This is a genomic window from Actinoplanes octamycinicus, assembly GCF_014205225.1.
Taxonomy (GTDB): domain Bacteria; phylum Actinomycetota; class Actinomycetes; order Mycobacteriales; family Micromonosporaceae; genus Actinoplanes; species Actinoplanes octamycinicus.
Genome location: NZ_JACHNB010000001.1, coordinates 2,116,214 through 2,134,085 on the forward strand (window position 1 = coordinate 2,116,214; position 17,872 = coordinate 2,134,085).

The 17,872-nt window shown below is 70.3% G+C and carries 15 protein-coding genes; 13 read left to right on the forward strand and 2 right to left on the reverse strand.

The genetic code is table 11. From position 1 onward, the window contains the following. Nucleotide 1: 1 nt before the first annotated feature. Together BJY16_RS09555 and BJY16_RS09560 are read right to left on the reverse strand one after the other, a co-directional pair. Nucleotides 2–3,151, reverse strand: a complete 3,150-nt coding sequence (locus tag BJY16_RS09555) for a DEAD/DEAH box helicase (RefSeq protein WP_185038792.1) — start codon at nt 3,149–3,151, stop codon at nt 2–4. 40 nt (nt 3,152–3,191) lie between these two features. Continuing rightward, nucleotides 3,192–3,572 carry a VOC family protein gene (locus BJY16_RS09560; RefSeq protein ID WP_185038794.1) on the reverse strand — a complete coding sequence of 127 codons (381 nt, stop codon included), beginning with the start codon at nt 3,570–3,572 and terminating at the stop codon, nt 3,192–3,194. 70 nt (nt 3,573–3,642) lie between these two features. Here BJY16_RS09560 and BJY16_RS09565 point away from each other — a divergent pair, with 70 nt between their 5' ends. From BJY16_RS09565 to nuoH, 13 genes are all read left to right on the forward strand, one after another. Continuing rightward, nucleotides 3,643–4,416 (forward strand): TetR/AcrR family transcriptional regulator, encoded by a 774-nt coding sequence (locus tag BJY16_RS09565; protein ID WP_185038795.1) that lies wholly within the window; start codon nt 3,643–3,645, stop codon nt 4,414–4,416. A gap of 33 nt (nt 4,417–4,449) precedes the next feature. Further along, nucleotides 4,450–5,685 carry a cyclic dehypoxanthinyl futalosine synthase gene (mqnC, locus tag BJY16_RS09570; RefSeq protein WP_185038797.1) on the forward strand — a complete coding sequence of 412 codons (1,236 nt, stop codon included), beginning with the start codon at nt 4,450–4,452 and terminating at the stop codon, nt 5,683–5,685. A gap of 336 nt (nt 5,686–6,021) precedes the next feature. Then, nucleotides 6,022–6,720 carry a demethylmenaquinone methyltransferase gene (locus tag BJY16_RS09575; protein ID WP_185038799.1) on the forward strand — a complete coding sequence of 233 codons (699 nt, stop codon included), beginning with the start codon at nt 6,022–6,024 and terminating at the stop codon, nt 6,718–6,720. Nucleotides 6,721–6,821: 101 nt separating this feature from the next. After that, nucleotides 6,822–7,082: a hypothetical protein gene (locus BJY16_RS09580; protein ID WP_185038800.1), complete on the forward strand. Its 261-nt coding sequence runs from the start codon at nt 6,822–6,824 to the stop codon at nt 7,080–7,082. Between the two features lie 116 nt (nt 7,083–7,198). After that, nucleotides 7,199–8,491, forward strand: a complete 1,293-nt coding sequence (locus tag BJY16_RS09585) for a geranylgeranyl reductase family protein (RefSeq protein WP_185038802.1) — start codon at nt 7,199–7,201, stop codon at nt 8,489–8,491. 82 nt (nt 8,492–8,573) lie between these two features. Continuing rightward, a complete protein-coding gene (locus tag BJY16_RS09590) occupies nt 8,574–8,939 on the forward strand; it encodes an NADH-quinone oxidoreductase subunit A (RefSeq protein ID WP_185038804.1) in 366 nt (121 codons plus the stop codon). A 5-nt stretch (nt 8,940–8,944) separates the two neighbouring features. Beyond that, nucleotides 8,945–9,616 carry a NuoB/complex I 20 kDa subunit family protein gene (locus tag BJY16_RS09595; RefSeq protein ID WP_185038806.1) on the forward strand — a complete coding sequence of 224 codons (672 nt, stop codon included), beginning with the start codon at nt 8,945–8,947 and terminating at the stop codon, nt 9,614–9,616. Continuing rightward, a complete protein-coding gene (locus BJY16_RS09600; protein WP_185038808.1) occupies nt 9,613–10,332 on the forward strand; it encodes an NADH-quinone oxidoreductase subunit C in 720 nt (239 codons plus the stop codon). Before BJY16_RS09595 ends, BJY16_RS09600 begins: the two co-directional genes overlap by 4 nt. Next, nucleotides 10,329–11,654: an NADH-quinone oxidoreductase subunit D gene (locus BJY16_RS09605; protein WP_185038810.1), complete on the forward strand. Its 1,326-nt coding sequence runs from the start codon at nt 10,329–10,331 to the stop codon at nt 11,652–11,654. Before BJY16_RS09600 ends, BJY16_RS09605 begins: the two co-directional genes overlap by 4 nt. Next, entirely contained in the window at nt 11,654–12,691 is a 1,038-nt protein-coding gene (nuoE, locus tag BJY16_RS09610; protein WP_185038812.1) for an NADH-quinone oxidoreductase subunit NuoE, read from the forward strand. The genes BJY16_RS09605 and nuoE overlap by 1 nt, the downstream gene beginning before the upstream one ends. Continuing rightward, entirely contained in the window at nt 12,688–14,004 is a 1,317-nt protein-coding gene (gene nuoF / locus BJY16_RS09615; protein WP_185038814.1) for an NADH-quinone oxidoreductase subunit NuoF, read from the forward strand. Before nuoE ends, nuoF begins: the two co-directional genes overlap by 4 nt. Then, entirely contained in the window at nt 14,004–16,502 is a 2,499-nt protein-coding gene (locus tag BJY16_RS09620) for an NADH-quinone oxidoreductase subunit G (protein ID WP_185038816.1), read from the forward strand. Before nuoF ends, BJY16_RS09620 begins: the two co-directional genes overlap by 1 nt. Then, nucleotides 16,499–17,872 (forward strand): NADH-quinone oxidoreductase subunit NuoH, encoded by a 1,374-nt coding sequence (gene nuoH / locus BJY16_RS09625; protein ID WP_185038818.1) that lies wholly within the window; start codon nt 16,499–16,501, stop codon nt 17,870–17,872. Before BJY16_RS09620 ends, nuoH begins: the two co-directional genes overlap by 4 nt.

A 17,872-nucleotide genomic window follows, 5' to 3' on the forward strand; every position in this document is an offset into this window, starting at 1 on the left:
CTCAGCCCACCGCCGCCGGGTCGAGCGCGAACAACTCGCGCAGCTGATCGGTGCTCAGATCGGTGATCCACTCCTCGCCGGTGCCGACGACCGCGGAGGCCAGCGCCTTTTTCCGCTCGATCATCGCGTCGATTTTCTCCTCCAGCGTGCCGGTGCAGATGAACTTGCGCACCTGCACGTCGCGCGACTGTCCGATGCGGAACGCCCGGTCGGTGGCCTGGTCCTCGACGGCCGGGTTCCACCACCGGTCGAAGTGGACGACGTGGTTGGCGGCGGTGAGGTTGAGACCGGTGCCGGCCGCTTTCAGCGAGAGCAGGAACAGCATCGGCTCGTCCGCGGTCTGGAACCGATCGACCAGCTCGTCGCGGCGGGACTTGCTCAGACCGCCGTGCAGCCAGAGCACCGGGCGGTCCAGATGCGCGGCGAGATAGGGCTGGAGCAGCGAGCCCCACTCCGCGTACTGCGTGAAGACCAGCGCCTTGTCGCCGTCCTCGACGATCTCCTCGGCCAGCTCCTCCAGCCGGGCCAGCTTGCCGGACCGGTCGGGCAGCCGGGAGCCGTCCTTGAGCAGGTGCGCCGGGTGGTTGCAGACCTGCTTGAGCTTCATCATCGCGGCCAGCACGTTGCCCCGCCGCTGGATGCCCTCGCTGCTCTCGATCTCCGACATCATGTCCTCGACCACGGCCTGGTAGAGGGTGGCCTGCTCGGGGGTGAGCGTGCACCACACCTTCATCTCGTTCTTCTCCGGGAGGTCCGAGATGATGGTCTTGTCGGTTTTCAGCCGGCGCAGCACGAACGGGCCGGTCGCCCGTTTCAGTGCGGCGGTCGCATCCGGATCCTGGTTGACCTCGATCGGCTCCTGGAACCGGCGACGGAACCGTTTCGCCGGACCGAGCAGGCCCGGATTGCAGAAGTCCATGATGGACCACAGCTCGGCCAGATGGTTCTCCACCGGGGTGCCGGTCAGGGCGAGACGGGTCTGCGCCGGGATGGCCCGGACGGCCTGGGACTGGCGGGTCCCGCTGTTCTTGATCGCCTGGGCCTCGTCGCACGCCACCCGGCTCCAGCCGATCTCGCGCAGGGTCTCCAGATCGCGTGACGCCGTGCCGTAGGTGGTGAGGACCAGGTCGGCGGCGGCCACCGCGGCCAGGAAGTCCTCGCCGCGCTGCCGGGTGGCACCGTGGTGCACGTAGACCCGCAGCGCGGGGGCGAAGCGGGCGGCCTCCTTGCGCCAGTTGGTGATCAGGGACATCGGGCAGATCAGCAGCGTGGGCGCCACCTCGCCTGGGGCCCGCCCGAGCCGCTCGGTGAGCAGCAGCGAGATGGTCTGCGCGGTTTTGCCCAGGCCCATGTCGTCGGCGAGGATGCCGCCCAGCCCGAGCCGGCTCAGGAAGTGCAGCCAGGACAGGCCGCGCTCCTGGTACGGCCGCAGCGCGCCCTGGAAGCCGACCGGCGTGGGCATCGGGTCGAGGCGCTCCGAGGCCTGGCCGGAGAGCAGGTCGCCGAGGGTGCCGTCGGCGTCCACCTCGACCAGCGGCAGGTCCTCCTCACCGCCCTCGACCACCTGCTGCAGCACCTCGGCGGCGGTGAGCTCGCCCTCGCGGCGCCGGCCGACCGCCTTGAGCGCGGCCTTGAGCTGCCGGTCGTCCAGCTCCACCCACTGACCGCGGACCCGGACCAGCGGCACCTTGAGCCGGGCCAGCTCGGCCAGCTCCTCGGCGCTCACCACGCCGTCGCCGATCACCAGGTCGAGCCGGAAGTCGACGATCTCGGTGAGGCCGAAGCCGGAGTCGGCGGCGGCTCGGGAGGAGCCGCCGGACTTGGACTTGGACCGGGAGCGGGTGGTCAGCTTGAGGCCGACACCCTTGCGGCCGGCCCAGGACGGCAGCTGCACCCCGAACCCGGCGGCCTGCAGCAGCGGCGCGGCCTGGCGGAGGAAGTCGTAGGCCTCGGCGGTACTCAGCGTCATCGCGGCCGGCTGCTGCTCGCGCAGCGCCTCGTGCAGCGCCGGGAACAGCCGGACCGCCCGGCCCAGCCCGGCCAGCAGCGCCTCGTCGGGCCGGCGCGGCAGACCGGGGAAGCGCTCGCCGGCCCAGACCGCCTCGGCCGGCAGGTAGAGGCCGGAGTCCTCGGCGGACTGCAGCGCGAACTCCAGATCCCAGGCGTCCTCACCGGGCTCCGGCTCGATCAGCCGAAAGCTGACCCGGATCGGACCGTTCGCCGCCTGGGCGGCTCGCATCCAGTCGTCCAGCGCCTTGCGCAGGTCACGCAGCTCGGCGGCGGGCGCGTCGGGCAGCGTGGGGTCGTCGGCGGTGAGCGCGCCGACCCAGCGGTCCGGCAGCGGCGCGCGGGGCCCGGCCCGGTGCCCGCCCAGGATCCGCTCCGGCAGGGTCGAGCGGGCGGCCGCGTCGAGCATCGTCTCCAGCGCGTCCCGCAGGGTGCGCCCGACGTCATGCCCCGCCGAACCCGCCCCCGCAGCGGATCCACCTGCTGGCTCGGCTCCCGATCCGGGGGCCGCACCGGAAGGCGTGTCGGACGGGGTGAGGGCGCCTGGACGGGAGGTGGGGCGGGCGGTCGGAGTGGTGAGGGCGCGGACGACCGGCGGCATGCCGGCGGCGAAGTCACGGTAGGTGGCGAGGTCGGGGCCGGTGAGCACGGAGCGCCACCGGGCGGTGGGCACGCGGTCCTCCAGCACCAGCTGCGGCAGCATGCGCCCGCGCTGGGCCAGGTCACAGGCCCAGCCGGCGAGCAGGCAGAGATAGCGCAGCGAGGCGCCGGCGACCCACGGGGCCGCCGGATCGGGCTCGGCGAGCGCGGCGAGCAGAGCCAGCGCGGACTCGCCGGGGACCGTGAGGGTCGGCACGGTCCAGCCGGCGAGGCGCACGCCGCGGGGTGAGGTCGTCTCGATGCCGGTCTCGGGGGACGGGATCGGGCCACGTGCGGTGCCGGGCAGCTGGATCAGCGACGTGCCGGCGGTCGCCTCGGAGAGATCCAGGGCGGCCGTCAGCGCCTCGGCTCCGGCCGCGAACGGATGCGGACGGAGCCGCGCCCGGGAGGGCGCGGACTCCCGGGTGGCGGGCTCCTCGGCCCAGAGCAGCAACCGGCCTGGCCGCCCCGACCCGGGCACCCAGCCGCCGTGAACGACGAGCACTTCAACCCCCTGAACAGTCCGTCGAGATTATCGGCCCCGACTACTGCTCGGCGAACTCCGCGAGCTCGTAGACGACCCCATTGGGGTCGGTGACCAGAAGCAGACGCTCGCCCCACGGCTCCTCGCGGATCGGCAGCGAGGGCTCGACGCCCTCGGCGCGCAGCCGCTCCTGCTCGGCGTCCAGGTCGTCGACCACGAAGGCGATGATCGTGCCGGCGACCCGGACCTCACGCAGCTCCGGGGGCAGCACCTCCAGGCCGACCGCGTGGAACACCACGTCGACCCCGTCGTCGTCGCGGCTCATCGAGGCGAAGCAGTCGGCGGAGATCCGCTCGTGGTAGCCGAAGTGGTCCGCGAGAAACTTGCTGGAGGACGGGACGTCGTCGACGGTGACACAGACGACGGACGACTTGATACGCATGGCGCCTCCCCAGGGCGAGTTTGTTGTACGCCGTATAGAATACACCGTACAAGAATGGAGTGCCACCCCGATGGCCGAAGCGCGCCGCACGATCGACCTTCTGTGGTTTCCGGAGGCGGCCGAGCGCAAGCGAGGCCGCCGTCCGGGCCTGACCGTGGCCCGGGTCGTGGAGACCGGCATCGCCCTGGCCGACGCCGAGGGCCTGGACGCGGTGTCGATGCGCCGGGTCGCCGCCGACCTGGGCGTGGTGCCGATGACGCTCTACACCTACGTGCCGGACAAGGCGACCCTGCTGGACCTGATGCTGGACCGGGTCTACCTGGCGATGCCGCGCCGGGAGCTGCCGGACCGGCCGTGGCGGGAGCGGCTGGCGGCGATCGCCGAGGAGAACCGGGAGCTGGTCGCCGAGCACCCGTGGGTGGCCGGGCTGCCGGCCAACCGGCCGCCGCTGGGTCCCGGCCTGATGGCGAAGTACGAGCACGAGCTGCGCGCCCTCGACGGCTGCGGGCTGACCGACCTGGAGATCGACTCGGCGCTGACCTTCCTGATCGGCTTCGTCCAGTCCGCGGCGCGGACCGCGGCCGACATGCGCGCCGCGGAGGCCCGGATGCCGGAGACCGACTGGGAGTGGTGGCAGGAGCGGGGCCCGATCTTCGAGGTGGTCTTCGACCAGCACGCCTACCCGACCGCGACCCGGGTCGGCGCGGCCGCGGGTGAGGCGCTGGGCGCCGCCTATGATCCCGACCACGCCTACGAGTTCGGCCTGCAGCGGGTGCTGGACGGGCTCGGCGTGCTGATCGACGGGCGGGGCGCCGGTGACCCGGGCGGTGACCCGGGCCGCTGACGACGGCCGGGGAGTGGACGTACGCTTCCTGTCGTGACGGCGAATCGGGAGATCGACAGCATCCTGCAGCGCGGCGCCGACGGTGGGCGGATCACCCCCGAGGAGGCGCTGCTGCTCTACACGGAGGCCCCGTTCCACGCGCTGGGCGAGGCGGCCGACACGGTCCGCCGCCGGCGGTACCCGGACGGCATCGTCACCTACCTGATCGACCGCAACATCAACTACACCAACGTGTGCGTCACCGCCTGCAAGTTCTGCGCGTTCTTCCGGGCGCCGAAGCACAAGGAGGGCTGGTCGCACCCGACCGAGGAGATCCTCCGCCGGTGCGGTGAGGCGGTCGAGCTGGGCGCCACCCAGGTGATGCTGCAGGGCGGCCACCACCCGGACTTCGGGGTGGAGTACTACGAGGAGCTGTTCTCCTCGGTCAAGCAGGCGTTCCCGCAGCTCGCCATCCACTCGATCGGCCCGAGCGAGATCCTGCACATGGCCAAGGTCTCCGGCGTCTCGATCGAGGATGCGATCCTCCGGATCAAGGCGGCCGGGCTGGACTCGATCGCCGGCGCCGGCGCCGAGATGCTGCCGGAGCGGCCGCGCAAGGCGATCGCCCCGCTGAAGGAGAGCGGAGCGCGCTGGCTCGAGGTGATGGCGGTCGCGCATCGTAACGGCCTGTCCTCGACCGCGACCATGATGATGGGCACCGGCGAGACCAACGCCGAGCGGATCGAGCACATCCGGATGATCCGCGACGTGCAGGACCTCGCGGTGTCCCGGGGCTACCAGGACGTCCCGGTCGAGGAGTCGCACGCGGTGGGTGGCTTCCGGGCCTTCATCCCGTGGACTTACCAGCCGGAGAACAACCATCTGAAGGGCCGCACCCAGGCCACCACGATGGAGTACCTGCGGTTCATCGCGGTCTCCCGGCTGTTCTTCGACAACGTCGCGCACCTGCAGGCGTCCTGGCTCACCACCGGCAAGGACATCGGCCAGCTCTCGCTGCACATGGGCGTCGACGACCTGGGCTCGATCATGCTGGAGGAGAACGTGATCTCCTCGGCCGGCGCCCGGCATCGGTCCAACCTGCACGAGCTGATCTCGATGATCCGCACCGCGGACCGGATCCCGGCCTGGCGCGACACGTGGTACCGGCACCTCGCGGTGCACCGGACCCCGGCCGACGACCCGACCGACGACCGCGTGGTGTCGCACTTCTCGTCGATCGCGATCCCCGGCGGCGGCCGGAAACAGCTGCCGCTGGTCGAGGCCAGCTGACCTGCGCCGCGACCGGATCGTTACCCGCCACCTGCGTAGCCGACCCCTTCGGCGGTTCCCACCTGGCCGTTCGGCCAGGGTGGGGGTCGGCGGACCGGTGAGGGCTGTATTGCTCCTTCGTAACGAGCCCGCCTGTTGCCTGTACCGGCTCGTTCCCGCTGGTTACGTTGCCTGCGTAAGACAGGGAAACACTCATGCGTCGCCAGCCGCGGGTCCGCGTCGGTGACGAGCATTCGGACCCGACCGATGGCGGTCGTATATATAACGCACAAGGTGCGGGCGGGATGGGACACCATCCCGCCCGTTCTGTTGTCCGAGGTGGCAAAGTAGGGCACCGTGACGCGCGCAGATCTGGACAAGCAGCCGCACGAGGTCGCCGAGATGTTCGACGGCGTCGCCAAGCGGTACGACCTGACCAACACGGTGATCTCCCTGGGCCAGGATCGGGGCTGGCGGAAGGCCACCCGGGAGGCGCTCGGCCTCCGTCCGGGTGAGCGGGTCCTGGACGTGGGCGCGGGCACCGGGATCTCCACCGACGAGCTGGGCCGCTCCGGCGCCTTCGCGGTCGGCGCCGACCTGTCGGTCGGGATGCTGCAGGCCGGCCGCCGGGTCCGCCCGGATGTGCCGCTGCTGGCCGGGGACGCGCTGCGGCTGCCGTTCCCGGACGCCACCTTCGACGCGGTAACGATCTCCTTCGCGTTACGCAACGTGGTCGACACCTCCGCTGCGCTGCGTGAGTTCGGCCGGATCACCCGTCCGGGTGGGCGGCTGGTGGTGTGCGAGTTCAGCACCCCGACGAACGCGGCGTTCCGGACCGTCTACATGCAGTACCTGATGCGGTCGCTGCCGGTGGTGGCCCGCGGCGTGTCGAGCAACCCGGACGCGTACGTGTACCTGGCCGAGTCGATCCGGGCCTGGCCGGACCAGGCCGGGTTGGCCGCGCGGATCGCCGATTCGGGGCCGTGGGACCGGGTGGGCTGGCGGAACCTGACGGGTGGTGTGGTGGCACTGCACCGCGCCACGCGACGCGGCTGACGTCGTACCCAAAAAAGGATCTTGATCGGGCATGACCGCGTGTCGGTGACAAATCGGGCGTTTGGCGAACAGGGCGCGAACCGGCTGTTTAGCTCGATGTCATGACGAAACTCGGACAGCTAGAGGACACTGACATCGATCTCTCGATCGACGACGGCGAGGCTGGTGAGCGGCGTGCCAGCGAGCTGGCCAACCGCATCCGGATGGTCGCCGCTCAAGATCCGCTGTTGGCGCAAGACCTGGTAGAGGAACTGATCGTCGCTCTGGACCGGGCGATGGACGGCACCATCAGAGATCATCTCGACGGTCCGGCACGTGGGATGGCCGAGCGCGTTTTGGGAGATTCTGACCCGGTTCAGTAACCAGGTCACAACAATCAGGTCGACCTGAGTGCAAAGATCGTCGATAGTCGGCCTAGACTCCGACCGAGGCATGCTTGTGAACTAATTCACGAGCACTGCGGATCGGAGGCTGCACCGTGAACGACCACCCGCCATCCACCGTCGCTGACGAGGCTGACGTGATCGTGGTCGGAGCGGGCCCGGGTGGCAGCGCGGCTGCCTACCATCTCGCCCGGCACGGCGTCCGGGTGCTGCTCCTGGAGAAAACCGAGTTCCCGCGCGAGAAGGTGTGTGGCGACGGCCTGACCCCGCGCGCCGTCCGTCAGCTGGTCCGGATGGGTATCGACACCTCCGAGAAGGCCGGCTGGCTGCAGAACCGGGGTCTGCGCGTGATCGGCGGCGGGGTCCGGCTCGAGCTGGACTGGCCCGAGCTGGCGAGTTTCCCCAGTTACGGCCTGGTCCGCACCCGTCTGGACTTCGACGACATGCTGGCCCGGCGCGCGGTCGAGGCCGGCGCCCTGCTCCGCACGAACGTGAACGTCACCGGCCCGGTCCTCAATGACGAAGGCTACGTGATCGGCGTGCAGGCCAAGGCCGGTCCGGGCAAAGAGCCGGTGGAATTCCGGGCCCCGCTGGTCATCGCGGCGGACGGTGTCTCCGGCAAGTTCCCGCTGGCCCTGGGGCTGGCCAAGCGCGACGACCGTCCGCTCGGGGTGGCCGTCCGGCGCTACTACCGCTCCGCGGCCCGGGCGGACGACAACTACCTGGAGTCCTGGCTGGAGCTGCGCAGCGCGCAGGACCCGAGCCGGCTCCTCCCCGGCTACGGCTGGATCTTCGGCCTCGGCGACGGCCGGGTGAACGTCGGCCTCGGCATCCTGAACTCGTCGGACGCCTTCGGCAAGACCAACTACAAGCACCTGCTCACCGACTGGCTCGGCTCCACCCCGGAGGACTGGGGGATGCGGGACGAGGCGAACGCGGAGGGCCCGACGCTCGGCGCGGCGCTCCCGATGGGCTTCAACCGGGTGCCGCATTACACCCGCGGGGTAATGCTGGTCGGCGATTCGGGTGGCATGGTCAACCCGATGAACGGCGAGGGCATCGCGTACGCGATGGAGTCCGGTGAACTGGCCGCCGAGGTGGCGGTGCAGGCGCTGGCGCGTCCGGCGGGGCCGGACCGGGAGCGGGCGCTGCGCGCGTACCCGGCCGAGCTGAGCGTGCGGTTCGGTGGCTACTACCGGCTGGGCGGCGTGTTCGTGAAGCTGATCGGCAACCCGCAGATCATGCGGCTGGCCACCAAGCACGGCATGCCGCACCCGACGTTGATGAAGTTCGTCCTGAAACTGCTGGCCAACCTCACCGACCCCCGGGGTGGCGACGCGATGGACCGGATCATCAACGGCTTGACGAAGGTGGCGCCTGCCGTCTGACGACGGAATCGGGCACCCCGACCAAAGGGATATAAAAGCGAAAAACTAGTGTGAAGCGGCTAACAGTCGTACGGGAGTGAAGATGACCCTCAACCCATACGTCCCGATCGTCGGGTTGCTGATCCTCGGCGCGCTCTTCGCGTTGTTCTCGGTGTCTGTCGCACCGATCGTCGGGCCGAAGCGCTACAACCGGGCCAAGATGGACGCCTACGAGTGCGGCATTGAGCCGGCCCCACAACCGATCGGCGGCGGCCGATTCCCGGTGAAGTTCTATCTGACAGCGATGCTCTTCATCGTCTTCGACATCGAGACCATCTTCCTCTACCCGTGGGCCGTCTCGTTCGAGGCGCTGGGCCTGTTCGGATTCGTGGAAATGGTCCTGTTCATCGTCACCGTCTTCATCGCCTACACGTACGTGTGGCGGCGCGGCGGACTCAACTGGGACTGATAACCATGGGAATCGAAGAGAAGCTGCCCAGTGGCATCCTGCTCACCTCGGTCGAGAAGCTGTCGAACTGGGCCCGCAAGTCGTCGTTCTGGGGCGCGACCTTCGGCCTGGCCTGCTGTGCCATCGAGATGATGGCGGCCGGCGGACCGCACTACGACCTGGGTCGCTGGGGCATGGAGGTGTTCCGCGCCTCGCCCCGCCAGGCGGACCTGATGATCGTCGCGGGCCGGGTCAGCCAGAAGATGGCCCCGGTGGTCCGGCAGATCTACGACCAGATGCCGGAGCCCCGCTCGGTGATCTCGATGGGTGTCTGCGCCTCGTCCGGTGGCATGTTCAACAACTACGCCATCGTGCAGGGCGTGGACCACATCGTCCCGGTCGACATCTACCTGCCGGGCTGTCCGCCCCGGCCGGAGATGCTGATCGACGCGATCCTCAAGATGCGCGAGAAGGTGATGGCCCAGCCGCTCGGCCCGAACGGGCGCAAGATGCTGGAGCAACGCCGCGCCGAGGGAAAGCTGCCGGTCGTCGCGCCGGGTGCCATGCCGTCGTCCTACCGCGTCGACAAGGCGCGCCGCGCGGAATGGACGCAGGCCGTCATCGAAGGCCGCGAAGAGCAATTGCGGATCGAGAACTGGATGAAGCTCCAGCCCCATTTGCGGGAGGGTGGCAAATGAGTATTCAACCCGGAACCGAGGGTGACATTCCGGTTACTGCACCGACGGGTGCGCATCTGGGTGCACCCGCGCAGACACCGCCCAGCCCGGATAAGGGCATGTTCGGCGTCAAAGGCACCGGTGACGTCTCCGGCTTCGGCCGCCTGGTCCGCCCCCGACCTGCTGTTTTTGACAGCCCACGGCCTTACGGCGGGTATTTCGACGACGTCTATGACGCGTTGGAGGAAGCTTATCCGGCCTTCTCCGAAGCCATCGAGAAGGTGGTGGTGGATAGGGCGGAACTCACACTTCACATCAGGGCCGAGAGAATCAAGGACGTCTGTCAGGTAATGAGGGACGAAGGGTCCCTCCGGTTCGAGCTGTGCTCGTCCGTCGACTGCGTGGACTATCTCGGTTCCGATGAGCGTCGATTCCATGTCGCTTATCAATTGACGTCGATGACGTATCGCCGGAGGGTGCGTCTCGAGGTGGCCGTCGCCGACGGGGAGCCCGTCCCGAGCGTCACCAGCGTCTACCCGACCGCCGACTGGCAGGAGCGGGAGGTCTACGACATGTTCGGCGTCGTCTTCGCCGGCCATCCCAACCTCACCCGGATCCTGATGCCGGACGACTGGGAGGGTCACCCCCAGCGCAAGGACTACCCGCTCGGCGGGGTGCCCGTGGAATACAAGGGCGCCGAGATCCCGCCGCCCGACCAGCGGAGGGTCTACCAGTGACTACTTCTGAGTACGCGAGCGCGCGCGAGACCACCGAGGGCCGGGTCTTCACGGTCACCGGCGGCGACTGGGACAGCGTCACGTCCAGCATCGACCCGCTCAGCAACGAGAAGATCGTCGTCAACATGGGTCCGCAGCACCCGTCCACGCACGGCGTGCTCCGGCTGGTGCTGGAGCTCGAGGGCGAGACGGTGACCGAGGCCCGCCCGGTGGTCGGTTACCTGCACACCGGGATCGAGAAGAACCTGGAGTACCGCACCTGGACCCAGGGCGTCACGTTCGTCACGCGGATGGACTACCTGTCCAACATGTCGAACGAGGCGGCCTACTGCCTCGCGGTGGAGAAGCTGCTCGGCGTCACCGATGAGATCACCGAGCGGGCCACCACCATCCGGGTGCTCTTCATGGAGTTGCAGCGGATCGCCTCGCACCTGGTCTGGCTGGCCACCACCGGCATGGAGCTGGGCGCGATCTCGATGATGCTGTACGGCTTCCGGGAGCGGGAGTACATCCTCGACATCTTCGAGGAGACCTCCGGGCTGCGGATGAACAACGGCTACATCCGGCCCGGCGGCCTGGCCCAGGACCTGCCCGAGTCGGCGGTCAAGAAGATCCGCGACTTCCTCAAGTACCTGCCGAAGAAGCTCAAGGAATACGAGGCGATGCTCTCCGGCCAGGTCATCTGGCAGCAGCGCACGCAGGGGGTCGCGGTCCTGGACGTGACCGGCTGCCTGTCGCTGGGGATCACCGGCCCGGTGCTGCGCTCCGCCGGCCTGCCCTGGGACCTGCGCAAGACGATGCCGTACTGCGGTTACGAGACGTACGAGTTCGACGTCCCGACCGCGACCACCGGCGACGTCTGGGGCCGTTACCTGGTCCGGCTGGCCGAGATCAAGGAGTCCCTCAAGATCGTCGAGCAAGCGCTCGACCGGCTCCGGCCGGGACCGATCTGGATCGCGGACAAGAAGATCGCCTGGCCGTCCCAGCTCGCGCTGGGCGTCGACGGACTCGGCAACTCGCTGGAGCACGTCGCCAAGATCATGGGTCAGTCGATGGAGTCGCTGATCCACCACTTCAAGCTCGTGACCGAGGGCTTCCGGGTGCCGCCCGGCCAAGTCTACGTCGCGGTCGAGCACCCGCGGGGCGAACTCGGCGTTCACGCGGTTTCCGACGGTGGTACCCATCCCTACCGGGTGCACTACCGCGAGCCGAGCTTCGTCAACCTGCAGGCCATCCCCGCGATGGCCGAGGGCGCGCTGCTGGCCGACGTGATCGCCGGCGGCGCGTCGCTGGACCCCGTGATGGGTGGGTGTGATCGCTGATGACCACGACGGAATTCACTCCGGCAGCCGCTCCTCTGGCGGAGAAGCTGCTCGGGTCCGCGCAGGAGATCCTGGCGCGGTACCCGGCCGGCCGGGAACGCTCGGCGCTGCTGCCGCTGCTGCACCTGGTGCAGACCGAGGAGGGCTACGTCAGCCCGGCCGGGGTGGCCTTCTGTGCCGAGGTCCTGGGGATCAACAAGGCCCAGGTCGGCGCGGTCGCCACCTTCTACACCATGTACAAGCGCCGGCCCACCGGTGAGTACCTGGTCAGCGTCTGCACCAACACGCTGTGCAACGTGATGGGCGGTCAGGAGGTCTACGACCGGCTGACCGAGCACCTCGGCGTCGGGCACGACGAGACCACCGCCGACGGCAAGATCACGCTGGAGCACGCCGAGTGCCTGGCCGCCTGCGACTACGCGCCGGTGGTGACGGTCAACTACGACTTCACCGTCGACCAGGCCACCCCGGACTCCGCGGTCGAGCTGGTCGACAAGCTGGCCGCCGGCGAGCGTCCCACCCCGGAGCGGGGTGCCCGGATCTGCTCGCTGCGCGAGATGCAGTACCAGCTGGCCGGCTTCGCCGACCCGCGGGACGGCGCGGTCGGCGACGGGGTGGCCGGCGCGCCCACGCTGCGCGGCGTCCGGCTGGCGCAGGAGCACGGGGTCGCGGTGGCCGGGTTCGACCCGGAGACCCCGATCACCAAGACCAAGCCGGCCCGCGAGGGCGCCGCGCTGCCGGAGCAGCCCGACCGGCCGGCCGCGGAGCCGGGCAAGGTCGCGACGGCGGTGCACGCCGTCACGAGCGCGGTCAAGCAGGTCGCGGGCAAGGTCGGGGAGCGCCGGAACGCCGGCGCGAAGACCGAGGACCCCCAGATCCGTACCGCTGAACTGCGTAATCCCACCGCGAGCGAACCGGCGACGCCGGCCGCGGACGCCGGGTCCTCGGCGGCCGGCTCGCCGGCCGGCGACGGCAAACCGGCGGGGGACAGCCCGCGTACGCCCGACCCGACCCGTGGTTCGGAGGAGAAGAAATGACGCAACCCCGGCCGGAGGTGCTCCAGAAGCTCACCCCGGTGCTCACCAAGCGCTGGCTGTCGCCGGACGCCTGGCAGATCGGCGTGTACGAGCGGCTCGACGGCTACCAGGCGCTGCGCAAGGCGCTCGACGTCCACCCGGACGACATGATCCAGCTGATCAAGGACTCCGGGCTCCGCGGCCGTGGTGGCGCGGGCTTCCCGACCGGCCTGAAGTGGGGGTTCATCCCGCAGGGCGACGGCAAGCCGCACTACCTGGTGATCAACGCGGACGAGGGCGAGCCGGGGACCTGCAAGGACCTGCCGCTGATGACCTACGACCCGCACTCGCTGGTGGAGGGCGCGATCATCGCCTCCTACGCGATCCGGGCGAACCGCGCGTTCATCTACATCCGCGGTGAGGCGGTGCACGCCGCCCGCCGGCTGCGCAACGCGGTGCAGGAGGCGTACGCCGCCGGCTACCTCGGGCGGAACATCCTCGGCTCCGGGTTCGACCTGGACCTGGTGGTGCACAGCGGGGCCGGCGCGTACATCTGCGGCGAGGAGACCGCGCTGCTCGACTCGCTGGAGGGCTTCCGCGGCCAGCCCCGGCTGCGCCCGCCGTTCCCGGCCATCGCCGGGCTCTACGCCAGCCCGACCGTGGTGAACAACGTCGGCACCATCGCCAGCGTGCCGTACATCGTGCTGGGCGGCGCGGACTGGTGGAAGAGCATGGGCACCGAGAAGTCGGCCGGCCCGATGATCTACTCGCTCTCCGGCCGGGTGGTCAACCCCGGCCAGTACGAGTGCGGCCTGGGCATCACCCTGCGCGAGCTGATCGAGCTGGCCGGCGGCATGAAGCCCGGGCACAACCTGAAGTTCTGGACCCCGGGCGGCTCGTCCACCCCGATCCTGACCGCCGAGCACATCGACACCCCGATGGACTTCGAGGGCGTCGCGGCGGCCGGCTCGATCCTCGGCACCACGGCGATGCAGATCTTCTCGGACCAGGACTGCCCGGTCTACAACACGTGGCGGTGGCTGGAGTTCTACCACCACGAGTCGTGCGGCAAGTGCACCCCGTGCCGGGAGGGCAACTACTGGATGGTGCGCACCTACCGGCGGATCCTGGCCGGTCAGGGCACCTACGCCGACCTGGACACGCTGCAGGACACCGCGGACAACATCTTCGGCCGGTCCTTCTGCGGCCTCGGCGACGGCGCGGCCACGCCGGTCGTCTCGACGCTGAAGTGGTTCCGGGACGACTACCTCGGTTACATCGAGGGCCGCACGGCGCCGCGGCTCTCCGAGAAGTCCCTCGTAGGAGCGCACTGATGACCGACGTAGCGAAAAGGGCCGACCTGGTCACGCTGACCATCGACGGCGTCGAGGTGCAGGCCGAGAAGGGCGAGCTGCTGATCCGGGTGGCCGAGCGGATGGGAACCGCGATCCCGCGGTTCTGCGACCACCCGCTGCTGGCCCCGGCCGGCGCCTGCCGGCAGTGCCTGGTCGAGGTGGAGGGCCAGCGCAAGCCGGTCGCCTCGTGCACCCAGACGGTCGCCGACGGCATGGTGGTCAAGACCCACCTCACCTCGCCGGTGGCCGCCAAGGCCCAGGCCGGGGTGATGGAGCTGCTCCTGATCAACCACCCGCTGGACTGCCCGACCTGCGACAAGGGCGGTGAGTGCCCGCTGCAGAACCAGGCGATGAGCACCGGCCGCGCCGACTCCCGGTTCCACGAGCACAAGCGGGAGTACGAGAAGCCGATCCACATCTCCAGCCAGGTGCTGCTGGACCGGGAGCGCTGCGTGCTCTGCCAGCGCTGCACCCGGTTCTCCGAGGAGATCGCCGGGGACAAGTTCATCGACCTGATGGACCGCTCCTCCGGCGAGCAGATCAACGTCTACCGGGACGACTTCTTCGGCGGCGCGGGCACCGGCGACGGGCAGGTCGGCGAGGGTGAGGGGGACGTCCCGTTCAACTCGTACTTCTCCGGCAACACCATCCAGATCTGCCCGGTCGGCGCGCTCACCGGTGAGCAGTACCGGTTCCGGGCCCGCCCGTTCGACCTGGTCTCCTCGCCGACCAGCTGCGAGCACTGCGCGGCCGGCTGCGCCATGCGGGCCGACCACCGGCGCGGGAAGGTGCTGCGCCGGCTGGCCGGCGACGACCCGGCGGTGAACGAGGAGTGGAACTGCGACAAGGGCCGGTGGGGCTTCCGCTACACCACGGCCACCGAGCGGATCACCACGCCGCTGGTCCGGGACACGCGGACCGGGCAGCTGCGCGAGGCGTCCTGGAGCGAGGCGCTGGTCACCGCCGCGGAGGGGCTGAAGGCGGCTCGCGAGCGCGGCGTCGGGGTGCTGACCGGGGGCCGGCTCACGGTGGAGGACGCGTACGCGTACGCGAAATTCGCCCGGGTGGTCCTGGGCACCAACGACATCGACTTCCGGGCGCGGCCGGTGCGAGCCTCCGGCTCGCCGGCCGCGGAGAGCGAGGAGGCTGACTTCCTCGCGGCCGCGGTGGCCGGGATCACCGAGCTCACGTACGCCGAGGTCGAGGGCGCGCCGTCCGCGTTGATCGTCGGGCTGGAGCCGGAGGAGGAATGCCCGATCCTCTTCCTGCGCCTGCGCAAGGCGACCACGCGGCGCAAGCTCCGGGTGACGGCGGTCGCGCCGCACCTGACCCGGGGTTTCGAGAAGCTCGGCGCCGCGCTGGTCGCCGCCGTCCCGGGTGACGAGGCCCGGCTGCTGAACACCGACCCGGCAGTCGCCGCCGCGCTCACCGAGCCGGGCAGCGTGCTGCTGGTCGGCGAGCGGCTGGCCACCGTCCCGGGCGGGCTCTCCGCGGCCGCGGCGCTGGCCGCCCGCACCGGTGCCCGGCTGGCCTGGGTGCCGCGCCGGGCCGGTGACCGGGGCGCGCTGGACGCCGGCTGCCTGCCGAACCTGCTGCCCGGCGGCCGCCCGGTCGGCGACCCGGCGGCCCGTGCCGAGCTGGCCGTCTCCTGGTCCGTCGACGCCGGCGTGCTGCCGAGCCGGCCGGGCCGGGACGTCGACGCGATCATCGAGGCGGCGGCCGACGGGACGCTGGGCGGCCTGCTGGTCGGCGCGGTGGACCCGGGCGACCTGGCCGACCCGGCCCGCGCCGAGCAGGCGCTCGACGCGGTGCCCTTCCTGGTCAGCCTGGAACTGCGGCGGACCGCGGTGACCGAGCGGGCCGATGTGGTGCTGCCGGTCGCGCCGGCCGCCGAGAAAGCCGGCACCTACATGGACTGGGAGGGCCGGCTGCGGTCCTTCGAGACGGTCCTGCGGGGCAGCACCGCGCTGACCGACGGCCGGGTGCTGGAGGCGATCGCCGCGCTGCTGGACGTCACCCTGAACACCGGGGACGTGCTGGCGGTCCGCCGCGAGCTGGGCGCCATGCCGGCCGGGACCGGGCGTCCCGAGCTGCCGTCGATCGCCCCCGCGGCGGTCGCCGAGCCGGGTGAGCGGGCCGCCGTGCTGGCCACCTGGCACCAGCTGATCGACCTGGGCACCCTGCTGGAGGGCGACGAGGTGCTGGCCGGCACGGCCCGCCCGCCGGTGGCCCGGCTCGGCAAGGAGCTGGCCGAGGCGGTCGGGGTGGCCGACGGCGACCTGCTGACGGTGCACACCGACCGCGGCTCGGTGACCCTGCCGGCCGCGATCACCGACCTGCCCGGGCAGGTGGTGTGGCTGCCCACGAACTCGCCGGGCTCGACGGTGCGCCGCAGCCTCGGCGTCACCGCCGGAGCGGTGGTCCGGTTGTCGGCCGGGCTGCCCGGTCCGATCCTCGCCGAGGGAGTCGACCGATGAACATCCTTCTCGCGGCGCACGCGGAGGACCCCACCCTGCAGACGTTCGAACAGGACGTCTGGTGGATCACGCTGATCAAGCTGCTCGGGCTCTTCGTCCTGCTCCTGCTGCTGACGCTGTTCACGATCAACTACGAGCGCAAGGTCGTGGCCCGGATGGCGGTCCGGCCCGGCCCCAACCAGGTCGGGCCGAAGGGCTGGCTGACCTCGCTGAGCGACGGCCTCAAGCTGCCGTTCAAGGAGGAGATCATCCCGCGGACCGCCGACAAGGTGGTCTACTTCATCGCCCCGGTGATCTCGGCGACCACGGCGTTCACGGCGTTCTCGGTGATCCCGTTCGGCGGCGTGGTGACCATGTTCGGGCACCGCACCGCGCTGCAGCTCACCGACGTGCCGGTCTCGGTGCTGGTGCTGCTGGCCTGCTCGTCGATGAGCGTGTACGGCGTGGTGCTGGCCGGCTGGGCCTCCGGGTCGACCTACCCGCTGCTCGGTGGCCTGCGGTCGAGCGCGCAGATGATCTCGTACGAGGTCGCCATGGGTCTGTCGATCGTCGCGGTCTTCATGACCGCGGGGTCGATGAGCACCTCGGAGATCGTCCGGTCGCAGGCCTCCGGCGACCCGACCGTGCTGTTCGGCACCGAGATCACCATGCCCGGCTGGTACTGCCTGCAGCTGCTGCCGAGCTTCCTGATCTACATGATCGCGGCGGTCGGCGAGACCAACCGGGCGCCGTTCGACCTGCCCGAGGCGGAGTCCGAGCTGGTCGGCGGTTTCCACACGGAGTACTCGTCGTTCAAGTTCGCGCTCTTCTTCCTGGCCGAGTACATCAACATGATCACCGTCTCGGCGTTCTGCACCACGCTGTTCCTCGGCGGCTGGCGGGCCCCGTGGCCGATCACCGCGATCTGGCCCGGCGCCAGCAGCGGCTACTTCGCCCTGATCTGGTTCTTCCTCAAGGTGTTCGCGCTGCTGTTCGGCTTCATCTGGCTGCGCGCCACGCTGCCCCGGATGCGCTACGACCAGTTCATGCGGTTCGGCTGGAAGGTGCTGATCCCGATCAACCTGGTCTGGATCCTGTTCCTGGCCTACTTCAAGATCGCCCGCAGCGGCGCCCTGTCGGACACCGCGCGGTGGGTCTCCACCGCGGCGATCGCGGTGGTCGTGCTGGTGGTCGCCTGGGCCTGGCCGTCGAGCGACAAGAAGAAGGCCAAACCGGTCTCGCTCGAGGAGGAACTGGCCGCCCGGCCACCGGGCAGCTTCCCGGTTCCGCCGATGGACCTGCAGGTGCCGCCCAGCCCGCGTGCCCGCCGTGAGGTCGCCGAACGTGCCCCGGCCGCCGTCGGCGGCGACTCCGAGTCGAAGGAGGTGTGA